This is a genomic window from Rhizobium sp. BR 315 (assembly GCF_050577975.1).
Lineage (GTDB): Bacteria > Pseudomonadota > Alphaproteobacteria > Rhizobiales > Rhizobiaceae > Rhizobium > Rhizobium miluonense.
The window spans coordinates 150,255-161,908 of the sequence record NZ_JARWKZ010000011.1 but is presented as its reverse complement, the minus strand read 5'-3'; the positions used below and the strand labels follow the sequence as shown (position 1 = coordinate 161,908).

The 11,654-nt window shown below is 57.8% G+C and carries 11 protein-coding genes and 1 pseudogene; 10 read left to right on the top strand and 2 right to left on the bottom strand.

Annotation, left to right across the window (positions count from 1 at the left end; all coding sequences use genetic code 11):
* A pseudogene (locus QD409_RS14410) lies at positions 1-196 on the bottom strand (IS5/IS1182 family transposase); the annotation flags it as partial.
* 747 nt (positions 197-943) lie between these two features.
* Here QD409_RS14410 and QD409_RS14405 point away from each other — a divergent pair.
* From QD409_RS14405 to QD409_RS14385, 5 genes are all read left to right on the top strand, one after another.
* Positions 944-1,303 (top strand): SPW repeat protein, encoded by a 360-nt coding sequence (locus QD409_RS14405; protein WP_092854617.1) that lies wholly within the window; start codon positions 944-946, stop codon positions 1,301-1,303.
* Between the two features lie 472 nt (positions 1,304-1,775).
* Positions 1,776-2,366: an invasion associated locus B family protein gene (locus QD409_RS14400; RefSeq protein ID WP_245298141.1), complete on the top strand. Its 591-nt coding sequence runs from the start codon at positions 1,776-1,778 to the stop codon at positions 2,364-2,366.
* An 18-nt stretch (positions 2,367-2,384) separates the two neighbouring features.
* Positions 2,385-4,163 carry a ShlB/FhaC/HecB family hemolysin secretion/activation protein gene (locus QD409_RS14395; protein WP_092854530.1) on the top strand — a complete coding sequence of 593 codons (1,779 nt, stop codon included), beginning with the start codon at positions 2,385-2,387 and terminating at the stop codon, positions 4,161-4,163.
* 183 nt (positions 4,164-4,346) lie between these two features.
* Entirely contained in the window at positions 4,347-4,856 is a 510-nt protein-coding gene (locus QD409_RS14390; RefSeq protein WP_092854532.1) for a hypothetical protein, read from the top strand.
* A gap of 144 nt (positions 4,857-5,000) precedes the next feature.
* Positions 5,001-5,465: a hypothetical protein gene (locus tag QD409_RS14385; protein WP_092854534.1), complete on the top strand. Its 465-nt coding sequence runs from the start codon at positions 5,001-5,003 to the stop codon at positions 5,463-5,465.
* A 583-nt stretch (positions 5,466-6,048) separates the two neighbouring features.
* On the opposite strand, the gene QD409_RS14380 is transcribed toward QD409_RS14385, so the two are convergent.
* Entirely contained in the window at positions 6,049-6,738 is a 690-nt protein-coding gene (locus QD409_RS14380) for a GntR family transcriptional regulator (protein WP_092854538.1), read from the bottom strand.
* A gap of 98 nt (positions 6,739-6,836) precedes the next feature.
* Here QD409_RS14380 and QD409_RS14375 point away from each other — a divergent pair, with 98 nt between their 5' ends.
* The 5 genes from QD409_RS14375 to QD409_RS14355 are packed head-to-tail and all read left to right on the top strand — an operon-like array spanning position 6,837 to position 11,654.
* Positions 6,837-7,439, top strand: coding sequence for an amino acid synthesis family protein (locus QD409_RS14375; protein WP_092854540.1), 603 nt, complete (start codon positions 6,837-6,839; stop codon positions 7,437-7,439).
* On the top strand, positions 7,414-8,208 hold the full coding sequence (locus tag QD409_RS14370) for an alpha/beta fold hydrolase (RefSeq protein WP_092854542.1): 795 nt from the start codon (positions 7,414-7,416) through the stop codon (positions 8,206-8,208). Before QD409_RS14375 ends, QD409_RS14370 begins: the two co-directional genes overlap by 26 nt.
* Before the next feature lie 13 nt (positions 8,209-8,221).
* A complete protein-coding gene (locus QD409_RS14365) occupies positions 8,222-9,148 on the top strand; it encodes a flavin reductase (protein ID WP_092854544.1) in 927 nt (308 codons plus the stop codon).
* Positions 9,145-10,182, top strand: a complete 1,038-nt coding sequence (locus QD409_RS14360; protein ID WP_092854545.1) for an LLM class flavin-dependent oxidoreductase — start codon at positions 9,145-9,147, stop codon at positions 10,180-10,182. Before QD409_RS14365 ends, QD409_RS14360 begins: the two co-directional genes overlap by 4 nt.
* A gap of 8 nt (positions 10,183-10,190) precedes the next feature.
* Positions 10,191-11,654 (top strand): aldehyde dehydrogenase, encoded by a 1,464-nt coding sequence (locus QD409_RS14355; RefSeq protein WP_092854547.1) that lies wholly within the window; start codon positions 10,191-10,193, stop codon positions 11,652-11,654.

Below are 11,654 nucleotides of genomic sequence, written 5' to 3'. Positions count from 1 at the left end.
ACAGCGCCTTGAACATCAAGGTCGGATCCAGCGGCGGCCGCCCGTTGTCGGCGCAGTACAGGCCGGCGACGCGATCATGGATGAACGAGAAGTCGATCACCGCGTCGATCTTGCGAAGCAGGTGATCCCGGGGCACCAGACTGTCGAGCGTCACCATCTCGAGAGCCGTCTGTTCGGGAGCGGGTTTCTTCAACATGTCCCAGTGAATCATAAACCCCCAGCCAAGGCCAGGGGTTTGTCAGCAATCTGGGCCCCCGCCGGGGGGCCTTTTCTTTTGTCTTGCGATCCGCAGACATATGACGGAATACCACACGAACGCCATCAGGGACTTTCCGTCGACTTGCTCCTTCGCGAGGAGCCATCCGACCTGGTCGGAGAGGGGATCGATCTCGAAGTGCGTCTCGAGGCGGTTGCAGACTGTATAGTCTGATGTGTCGCAGAATTGGGTGGACGACGACCTTTCCCGTCGCAGGCATCCTCCCATCTGCAAACGAGAGCCGCACCTGGGTCGCCTAACGATATTAGCGCCCATGATTGCACCTAACACGGTCGTGCCGGAAACCGCCGGTCATGGTCGTTTTCCAATGGCGCCGAGGACGCGACGGTGCGCATCGCGCTGCGCCTCATCGCCAGCAATTCGGTTGCCGTCCTGTCCCACATTCTTGTCGGATATGACATCAAGGAAGGAAGGCTGATGAACCTCATGCCCGAATTTCCGCCGAGTCGATTCGCGATCAGTGTCGTCTATCTGATGGCCCGCCCTTTCGAGGACATCGAGTATGATGTCCGGTCATTGAAGGAAGAGGAGTCGATCCAAAATCAAAGGGAAGCATGGTTTGTAAGTGATCTTGAATTGGGTATTATAGATATTACTTATATACTTATACGTGAAATTCACGTCGGACGAAGCCACCGTCAGGCTTCTTGGTGTGAGGAGGTTGCCATGGCAATCAGTATGAGGGAAGGAAAAGGATACCAGGATTGGGCATGTATGCTTTTGGGCGCATGCTTGTTTGTCTCGCCGTGGATCTTCGGGTTCACAGGGGAGATGATGCCAAGCTGGAACGCATGGATAGTTGCCGTTTTGCTGATCGTGCTGGCGTCAGCAGCGCTTTCCGCATTCGCTGAATGGGAGGAATGGGCTAGTATGGCGCTCGGTGTCTGGTTGATTGCATCTCCCTGGCTCCTTGGTTTTGTTGCCAACGCTAGCGCAAGGTGGACGGATATCGTTCTCGGTGTGCTCGTTGTGGCTGCATCGCTATGGGGAGTCTGGAACGTTCATCATCCACACGCCCACGCTTAGCCGCCGCTCCAGCAAGAACGAGAAGAAGCACTCACGGCGCGCCCGCAAAGCGCCGTGAGCCTTTATAAAGTGTCTGCCACAGCCTATGGGGCAACCTCCAAGCCTCCCGTGGAAATCGACGTTGGCGGTTCAGTTTCCATCGAGAGCGACAATTTTAATCAATAAACGCGGGTGTTGCACATTCCGCACGGCTATCTAAAAACGAGCGTGCGAAGCCCTTCATAAGCGCCACTTTCCGCTGTATTTTCTTAGAAACCTGCTATTGGTGGATTAGGCCCATGATCGGCTACACCGCTTTCAGGTGCATCTTCATGATTTTTGACCGACATGCCGCTTGAGCAAGGCACGCCTTGCGCAAGCGAATGGCTTTGACTTTGGGTAGTTTTGTATGTCCCCCGCAAATAAGACACTTTCCATCAAGACTCTGACATCCGTCGCGCTTCTTTCGTCGACGTTGCTTGCATTCTCCGCAATGGCGCAAGAGCAGCCGGGACCGGCTGCGAATACGACTTCCGGCACCGCCGCTGAGAGCAAAACTCCCGCAGCAAGCGAACAGCAACCCGCACCCCAAGCGCGTGTTCAGAAATTTGACGATTGGTATTACCGCTGCATCGATGGAAAAGCTCAGGACGGCTCGGCAACAGCGAGCTGTGAAGTGGCGCAGATCGCGACGGTCAAGCAAGGTGATCAGGATGTCAACATCCTCACCCTGGCGGTTGCCAAAACGCCAGTTCCAGCATCGAACCCAAATCAAAAAGGCAGCAAGCAGCCCGCAAGCGAGCTCATCTTGACGACGCTCGTGCCGCTCAACATGTATCTGCCCGGCGGCATCAGCATCGATGCCAGCGACAAGCAGGTCGTGCAACTTGCTTACCGCAACTGCAATCAGGCGGGCTGCTGGGCGCAGCAAAAGCTGGATGCAAAGATGATTGCAGCCCTAGCCAAGGCGACAGACGGCACCGGTCACGTACAGATGATGAATGGCCAGAAGGTCAACATCAAATTCTCGCTCAAGGGCCTGTCAGCCGCCCTGGATGCATTGCAGAAGCCTGCCTCCAGGTAACCGGCGGTAGGATAGCCCATGATCTTGGCTTTGGGGCCGATCCGTCTACGGTTCGGCCAAGGCTTTTCGAAGTCGTGTCTCAATGCTCCGCTTGCGGTCGCGTTGCTGTCGGCAACTCTAGTTTCCTCTCAGGTTGCTGCACAGCAATCGCCGAGCGATGATTTCGCGCGGCGCCAGGTGCAGCAGGCAGAGCAGCAGCGCCTTGATGCGCTGCGCGACGCAACGCCGAAACCTTTAGCAGCTCCGATCGATCAGAAGCAGGCGCCGGCCTCGCAGAATGGCGGCTCCTGCTTTGCGATCGCCCATGTCACGGTGGAGGGGGTGAAGCAGTTTTCGCCGGCCACTATCGGCAGGATCACCGCCCCTTATGCGAACCGTTGCGTCGGCGTCGGCGAGATCAATGCGCTGCTGCGCGACCTGACGCATCTCTATCTCGACAAGGGATATGTGAGCTCTCGCGTCTACGTGCCGGCGCAGGACATTGCCAAAACCAAGGCCCTTCGGCTGGTAGCTGTCGAAGGCACGCTTGCGGACATTTATATCAACGGCAAGCCGGCGCCAGGCTCTGGTATGATTGCCACCGCCTTTCCCGGCATGAAGGGTGAGATCACCAATCTGCGCGACATCGAGCAAGGTCTCGATCAGATCAACCGTCTCGCCTCCAACAATGCCAAAACGGCAATGTTGCCCGGGAAGACGGATGGCACGTCGATCCTCAATATCGAGAGCAAGCCGGATCATCCCTGGCACCTTTCCGTCGGCAACAGCAATCTTGGCCAATGGCAGACCGGATATTCCAAATCCTCCGCCTCGGTCGGCTACGACAATCTCCTGCATCTCAACGACCAATGGAACTTTGCTTACGAACATACCGGCCCGGACTACCCGTGGCGCGATGATGGCCAAGGCAAGAGCAACAGCTATTCCGGCAATGTCAGCGCTCCCTACGGCTATTGGACGTTCTCGCTCAACGGCTCCTGGTACGAATATACCAGCTCCGTTCCCGGGAATTTCGGGCCGCTGGATACTTCAGGCAACTCCAAGCAGGCAGGGATCGGCGCCAATCGCGTGATTTTCCGCGACAAGGATTCGATCACAACCTTCAACAGCAGCCTGACCTACAAGGAATCCAACAACTTTCTGCTCGGCAGCAGGATCGAGGTTGGCAGCCGCAAATATACGGTCGGCGATCTCGGTATCTCGCATTCACGCCGCATGCTCGGCGGTCTTTGGGTTTTCGACCTTTCCTACCGCCAGGGGCTCAGTCTCTTCGATGCGGTTGCTCCTGGCGATGCCGGGGCAGGAGACGCGGATCCTCGTTTTTCCAAGTTCACCGGCACGATCACCGTGACGCGGCCGTTCGAATTCGCCGACCAGCGCCTGGAGATCAATTCCGTCGTCACCGGGCAATATTCTCCCGACAATATGTTCGGGGCCGAGCAGATCTCGATCGGCGGCTATTCCTCCGTGCGCGGGACGCGCGAGACTATGCTCTTCGGCAATAACGGCTTCTTCGTCCGCAACGATCTTGTTTGGCGCACACAGCCTTTCGCCGACAATGCCGCACTTGCCAAGATCTTCGGCGAATTCCGCCCCTATGTCGGCCTCGATTACGGACGGATCGCATCTCAGGCGCGCTACCGCATTGAAGGCGGTGACATGCTCGGCTGGACCGCGGGCGCCAAGCTCGCCGGCGGCAATGTGAATTTCGATATCGGCTATTCGGACGTTCTTGGCGGGACGATCGAGAAAAAGAATTCGGGGCTGCTTTTTGTCAGCGCTTCACTGCGTTGGTGATCATGGAACAGGGGGAAGGTCATGAATTGAAGGTCACGGATGATTTCTCATGAACACACGCATTCAACCAAACCGCCTCTCTGAACGTCAGGTCACCCGATGAACGCCCAATTTCGTGTTTGTATTCTTTCCCTTCTCGTCTCCTTGGCATTGACTGGATGCCAATCCGCAAAGCCGATCGCGATGAGCGTTAACGCCCTACCGACTGCCAAGGGCGTGCAATACGGTGATGTCCTGGCGCCACAGCGCGCAGCCGGACAGGACATTCCTTCGCTCAAGGGGCAGCGTGTCGTCACCGTGCGGACCTATGAGGATGTTCGCAAGAAAGACGCACAATTTTCCACCAGAGAGGAAATGGAAGGTGTCGATTGCGCATTGGAAAGCGAGGGCTATCGGGCGTCGGTGAAGACACCGGCCGAAATCCGGGTGCCTGACTATGGTTACGCCTCACGCCCAGTTGCCGTTCGCTGTCAGTCGCCCGGTTACAGGGCTGGCTATGCGACTGTGCAGCCGTTTGACAAGACCTCTTCAGAGCGACTGGGAGCCGCAAGCAACAATGGTCTTGCCGGTGTGGTTGTTGTTGCATTGATCGACGCTGCTACGGACAAGAAGAAGCACGAATTCAGCTACCCGCCCGTGTACGTGACGATGAACCGGATCGGTTGCGAAAAAGAAAGGTCGGGCTGCCGCTAACTCAATATGCCGCAACAAACTGGCTCTGGCACATAACCGCGCGGATGTTCGGACGTCTTAGGCTCCGAAGTTAATCGGTGCGAGTCAGAGCTTCTAGTCCCCGGTACATCCCTAAAGTGATGATTGAATATTCAGGAGAGAATTATGCATTCCATTGGAAAAAAGGCTAACAATACCGTCTCTCTCGTATCGTTTCCCTCTGTCGCGCTTGTTAGCTGTGCAATCATACTATCCAGCTGCGGGGGGCGTGAAGCGCATCCCATCGCATCGACCAATGTTGGCGACAGGGGAATTGAGTGCAGCGGGATATCGCGCGAATTTGCCGCCAATGAGCGACAGATCACTGCAACTGTTAAGGAGCGTTCGCAGGCACAGGGCAAGAATGTCATTCTTGGCGCCACGGGTGTGCTTCTGTTCCTTCCGGCTCTCTTCTTTATGGATCCGAAATCACCGGAAAAGATCGAGATCGACGCGTTGCGGAATCGCAATCAGGTGCTTGCGGACCTTGCCCGCTCAAGAAAGTGCCCGGCACCGAAGTCACAGTTAGGTGATCTCTATAAGAAGCTCGACGGCGGCGTGACGACGACGCCGGCCAAAAGAGGCAGTTGAGGTGGTTCGATCAGCGTTTGTTTGTCATCCGCGGTGAGCGACATCCGCATCGGCCGAACCAGTACCGTAAGCGACATATTTTGTTTGGAATAGATTTGCCTCAACTAGAAGCTGAAATTGACGCCGGTCTTGTGGCTGTGATGTCGCTTTCAGCTGGCTACTCACAACTGCGGCGAGACTAATTTACCGCGCAAATGCGAGTGAAGGCGTACAATGAGCAGGAAGATCGCATTGGTTGGATCGAAGCTTGCAACTGAGGGCAGGGAGGATGCTGGCGGCCTCGTGGCAAGGATTGTGCGCCTCGGACGCCAGTCGCTTGCTGTCACCCTTAGCGCTCTCCTGTTCCTGCAGCCAGCGATTGCCAACGCACAATCCGTCTCCGCGGCCGGATCGGCACCGACCACCAATCAACCGAGTATCGGTGCTGCGCCCAACGGTCAGAACTCACACAAAAACGTCTGTCGGTCCAGGATGCGCGACAGCCGCCGCTACCTATTTTGAGGCGCATCCGCATCCAGGCAATGGAACTGCTCATTGAAGGGCAAGTCGCTGGCGGTGACCGGATGCCAAGGCTTGATAGCGTTCAGCGTCCGTTTGCCAGCAGCTCTTTTGCAATTGCTGCGGCAGCCTGAACGTGCGTTCGACACGCTTCAGCCGCAATATCCGGCTCATTCCGTTCGATCGCCGCAAAGATTTTCCGGATCTGAGCAGGACCTGTGGTCGTTCTGTTCGTCGTAGACAACGTCATCACGCGCAGTCGTGAAATTCGACTGTTCAGGCGGCTGACGATGTCCCAGGCAATGTTATGGCCGCCTGATTCAAAAATGATCCGGTAAAACTCGGTGGTCGCATCGAGAATGCCCTGCGGGGACTGCTGGCGGGAAGTGCGATCCAATTCGTCCAGCGCCTGCCGCAATCTGCTCTTCACACCATCAGCGGCCGTTCGCGCGCAGTCCGCAACAGCAGTGGATTCCAATGAGGCCCGGATCTCGTAGATCTGGCGAGCGTCATCCCATTCGAGCCGCGCGACGATCGGCCCTTGTTTGGCCAGCATTTCGACGAGTCCCTCGGCTTCCAGATGCCGCAGTACTTCTCGGATGACGGAGCGCGAGACGCCAAGCTGTTCACAAAGGGTCCGCTCAACAAGGCGAGCACCCGGTTCGAACAACCCGTTGATGATCGCCCGTCGCATCCGATCGAGGGCAATTTCTCTCAAGGTTGCCGGCGGAGAATCGATGCGAAGCGCGGCGAGGTCGTTTGCGTTCTGGCTCATGACAGCTTTTTAGAACGAAAAGAAATTTCGCACAAGCTCTTGACGCGTTGTATTATGGTATACCAACATATGAGCAGATAAACGGACTGGAGAGGCAGATGGCGTCACTTATTCGCAAGACATTGTTGCAGGTTGAGGCAACCCATATCGAAGGGGGGAAGGAAGCCGCCGTTCCCCTTAAGCTGATTGCCGCCATCGCCGTCATAAAGAACCCTTGGGCCGGCCGCGGCTTTGTGGAAGATCTCAAGCCCGAGATCCACGCGGTCGCCCCCGTTCTCGGCGAGCTGCTCACGAAGATGATCATCGACACCGCCGGTTCGGGAGAGGCCGTCGAAGCCTACGGAAAATCGGCAATCGTCGGCCTCAATGGCGAAATCGAACACGCCTCGGCGCTGATCCATACGCTGCGCTTCGGCAACCACTATCGCACCGCCGTCGGCGCCAAATCCTATCTCGCCTTCTGCAACACGCGCGGGCCGGCAAATGCTCCGATCATGATCCCGCTCATGGACAAGAACGACGAAGGACGCCGCTCGCACTACCTGACGATCCAATGCGCAGTTCCGGACGCACCCGCTGCGGACGAGATTGTCGTAGCGCTGGGCGCTTCGATCGGCGGTCGCCCGCACCATCGCATCGGTGATCGCTATCAGGATCTCAAGGAGCTGGGTCACGATGTCGCAAACCCTGCAGCGGTCTAAGACACCGTCCGGCTCGGCCTATGTCGACCGCGGCAGCGGGGGCGAAGTCCTCGTCCTCATCCACGGTGTTGGAATGAGGATCGAGGCTTGGAGGCCGCAAATCGAGCAGTTGTCGATACGCCACCGCATCATCGCGGTCGATCTTCCAGGTCACGGGTCTTCGGCGCCGCTTATGGGCAAGCCGGATCTGTCGGACTTCGTGACCTGGTTTGGCGCTGTCATCGATGAACTGGAGCTTGGCGTGGTCAATGTTGTCGGCCACTCCATGGGCGCTCTGATCGCGACCGGGATGGCTGCAACGGCGCCCGAGCGGCTTCACCGGATCGCGTTGCTGAACGGGGTCTACAAGCGGACAATCGAAGCCCGGCAGGCCGTCGAAGCTCGCGCGAACGAAATAGTTACCGGCGCGTTCGATCGGGAAGCGCCTTTGGGCCGATGGTTCGCTCCGAATGAGACGAATAGCGATGCCTACCGATTGGTGCGGGAGCTTCTCCAGCAGGTCGATGCTGGAGGGTATGCTGCTGCCTATCGTGCCTTTGCGACGGGGGACACGCTTTACTGCGATTGCTGGCCGGCCGTCGCCAGTCCCGCCCTGTTTCTGACCGGTGATGGCGACCCGAATTCGACGCCGGAGATGGCTAAGGACATGGCAAAAGCCGCACGGAATGGCAGAGCGGTGGTCATCAAGGGTCACCGTCATATGGTCAATCTGACGGCACCGGAGGAGGTGACCGCGGCCTTGGCTAATTGGTTGACCTGGACAGCCTAACGAGGAGGAAGAAATGCTTGAAGCAAGGGCTCTGAGAGACGCATTCGGCGCATTTCTCACTGGCGTGACCGTCGTGACGACGACGAATGAGGCCGGAGCTCCGATAGGTTTCACCGCAAATAGTTTCACGAGCGTATCGCTCGACCCGCCGTTGCTGCTCGTGTGTTTGGCCAAGACCTCGCGAAACTACCAGACACTGACCACTGCCCGCGGTTTTGCGGTCAACATCCTGTCCGAAGATCAAAAGGATGTGTCGAATACGTTTGCCCGCCCTGTCGAAGATCGCTTTGCAGCCGTGGCATGGACGCCTGGACCATTCGGCTCACCCGTGTTTTCCGACGTTGCCGCATGGTTCGACTGCTCCATGCATGAGCGCATTGATGCTGGCGACCATGTCATATTGGTCGGCCGTATCGAGGCCCTGGAGAATACGGGCAAAACCGGGCTGGGTTACGCCCGCGGCGGCTATTTTACACCGGCGGCGACCGAAAAAGATCTTCTCTCCAATGTTGAGGGAAGCCTGTCTATCGGCGCAGTCGCCGAACGAGCTGGAGAGATGCTTCTTGTCCCGGCAGCGTCGAGCGGCTGGACACTCCCCTTTGTCGACAGGGCCGAAAGCGAAGGGATGGACGTTCTCGAACGACAATTCGCCGACGAGATCGGCCTGCAAATCCAGACTGGCCTTCTATACTCTATCTACGAGGATACGAAGACCGGCTGCCAACATATCGTTTATCGCGCAAGCTTGGGCGCCGGGACAGCGAAAGTCGGCCGGCTTTTTCCGCTCCACGATCTTCCGTTCGCTGAAATATCCGACAGCGCCGTGCGCGAGACCGTGAAGCGTTACGCGCAGGAAAGCATGCTGGGCAACTTCGGCATTTATTTTGGCAACCACGAAAAGGGCCGGGTTCACGCCGTGGCCAAAAAAGGTGACGCATGAAATTCTCGCTTTTCGTTCACATGGAGCGGCTGAACGCCAGCCAAAATCATCAGGAACTATACGAAGAATTCATTCAGCTCTGCGAAATCGCCGACAAGGGCGGGATGCACGCAATCTGGACCGGCGAACACCATGGTATGGATTTCACGATCGCGCCGAACCCATTCGTCAACCTTGCCGATCTCGCGCGCCGTACGAAAAACGTTCGACTGGGCACCGGCACTGTAATCGCCCCATTCTGGCATCCGATCAAGCTTGCTGGTGAAGCCGCCATGACCGACATCATAAGCGATGGTCGCCTGGATCTCGGTATTGCCCGTGGAGCCTATGGCTTCGAATATGAGCGGCTGCTGCCGGGGCTTGACGCCTGGGGCGCGGGACAGAGGATGCGCGAGCTGATCCCGGCGATCAAGGGGCTCTGGGCGGGCGACTATACTCATGACGGCGAATTCTGGAAGTTTCCTGCAACGACATCAGCCCCTAAGCCGGTTCAGGCGCCGCATCCGCCGATCTGGGTGGCTGCGCGAGATCCAAACAGTCATGAATTTGCAGTGGCCAATGGCTGCAATGTGCAGTGCACGCCGCTGGCGAACGGTGAAACTGAAATTGCAAGCCTGATGGATCGCTTCAATGCGGCCTGCGAAAAGGCTTCGAATGTGAAGCGTCCCAAGATCATGCTGCTGCAGCATACTTATGTCGGCTCCGACGAAGCCGATATCGCGCAGGCGGCCAAAGAAATCAGCATCTACTACAACTACTTCTTTGCCTGGTTCAAGAATGAGCGGCCCATTCAACAGGGGCTTATTCAGCGATTGACCGAGGACGAACTCGTCGCGAATGCGAACCTGTCTCCGGACAAGATGATCGCGAACATGCCGATCGGAAACGCTGCAACGGTGATCGATCGTCTCAAGGTCTACGAGAACCAGGGTTGGAACGAATATTCCTTTTGGATCGACACCGGCATGAGCTTTGAGCGCAAGAAGGCATCGCTCGAGCGCTTCATAGCCAACGTCATGCCCGCATTCCAGTGAGGACTAAGATGCAAAGGTTCCAGCAGTATATCGATGGCGTTTTTGATGACGGCTCGGCGCGTTTCGACAGTATCGATCCGGCAACGGGCCATGTCTGGGTGTCCATGCCGGAGGCGCGGGAGGACGATGTCGATCGCGCGGTCAAGGCTGCGGAGCAGGCGCTCTGGACAGGTGCATGGCCGGCCATGACGGCGAGCGTAAGGGGCAAGCTCCTGCTCAAGCTTGCTGACTTGGTCCAGGCGAATGCCGCGCGTCTTGCCGAACTCGAGACTCTCGATACCGGCAAGATCATCCGTGAGACCTCGGCACAGATTGCCTATGTCGCCGACTACTATCGTTATTATGCTGGGCTCGCCGACAAGATCGAGGGATCGACCTTGCCGATCGACAAGGCTGACATGGAGGTCTGGACCCGTCGCGAACCGGTCGGCGTCGTCGCCGCTATCGTGCCATGGAACAGCCAGCTTTTCCTTTCCGCCGTCAAGATCGGACCTGCGCTTGCCGCCGGTTGCACGCTCGTGATCAAAGCATCCGAGGACGGACCGGCGCCGATGCTGGAATTCGCACGTCTCGTGCATGAGGCGGGGTTTCCCAAAGGGGTCGTCAACATCATTACCGGTTTTGGACCGTCCTGCGGCAGTGCACTCACGCGTCATCCGGGCATCGCACACATCGCGTTTACCGGCGGCCCTGCGACCGCGGCACATGTCGTTCGCAACTCCGCTGAAAACCTCGCAAGCACGTCGCTGGAGCTTGGCGGCAAGTCTCCCTTCATCGTGTTTGCCGATGCCGACCTCGAAAGTGCTGCCAACGCCCAGGTCGCTGGCATCTTCGCAGCGACGGGCCAGAGCTGCGTCGCTGGTTCCCGCCTGCTGGTGGAAGCCTCCATCAAGGACAAGTTCATAGCCGTGCTGAAGGCAAAGGCCGAAGCGATCCGGATTGGAACGCCCCTCGATATGGCCACCGAGGTCGGACCCCTTTGCACTGCGCGTCAGCGGGCGCACATCGAGAACGTGGTGGCCGCGTCGGTCAATGCCGGCGCCAGGATCGTGACTGGCGGCAAGGCGCGAGCAGGTGAGGGCTTCTACTACCTTCCGACGATCATTGATTGCGACGGCGTCAAGGCGCCGTCGTTCGAAGCCGAATTGTTCGGCCCTGTCCTGTCGGTCGTCTCCTTCACCAATGAGGAGGAGGCGGTTGCCCTGGCAAACGATACTCCCTACGGCCTGGCTTCCGGCGTTTTTACCCAGAACCTTACGCGAGCCCACCGGATGATCAGGAGGATCCGCGCCGGCATCGTCTGGGTAAACACCTACCGTGCCGTCTCGCCGATCGCTCCATTTGGCGGATTTGGCTCGTCCGGCCATGGCCGGGAGGGAGGCCTCGCCGCGGCTCTCGATTTCACGCGGACCAAGACCGTCTGGCTTAGAACCTCGGACGATCCATTCCCCGATCCCTTCGTCATGCGGTGA

Coding starts and splice junctions, on each gene's coding strand:
- QD409_RS14370 (WP_092854542.1), top strand. CDS start 7,414: ATGTCGCAAACCCTGCAGCGGTCTAAGACACCGTCCGGCTCGGCCTAT.
- QD409_RS14385 (WP_092854534.1), top strand. CDS start 5,001: ATGCATTCCATTGGAAAAAAGGCTAACAATACCGTCTCTCTCGTATCG.
- QD409_RS14360 (WP_092854545.1), top strand. CDS start 9,145: ATGAAATTCTCGCTTTTCGTTCACATGGAGCGGCTGAACGCCAGCCAA.
- QD409_RS14375 (WP_092854540.1), top strand. CDS start 6,837: ATGGCGTCACTTATTCGCAAGACATTGTTGCAGGTTGAGGCAACCCAT.
- QD409_RS14395 (WP_092854530.1), top strand. CDS start 2,385: ATGATCTTGGCTTTGGGGCCGATCCGTCTACGGTTCGGCCAAGGCTTT.
- QD409_RS14355 (WP_092854547.1), top strand. CDS start 10,191: ATGCAAAGGTTCCAGCAGTATATCGATGGCGTTTTTGATGACGGCTCG.
- QD409_RS14390 (WP_092854532.1), top strand. CDS start 4,347: ATGAGCGTTAACGCCCTACCGACTGCCAAGGGCGTGCAATACGGTGAT.
- QD409_RS14405 (WP_092854617.1), top strand. CDS start 944: ATGGCAATCAGTATGAGGGAAGGAAAAGGATACCAGGATTGGGCATGT.
- QD409_RS14400 (WP_245298141.1), top strand. CDS start 1,776: ATGGCGCAAGAGCAGCCGGGACCGGCTGCGAATACGACTTCCGGCACC.
- QD409_RS14380 (WP_092854538.1), bottom strand. CDS start 6,738: ATGAGCCAGAACGCAAACGACCTCGCCGCGCTTCGCATCGATTCTCCG.
- QD409_RS14365 (WP_092854544.1), top strand. CDS start 8,222: ATGCTTGAAGCAAGGGCTCTGAGAGACGCATTCGGCGCATTTCTCACT.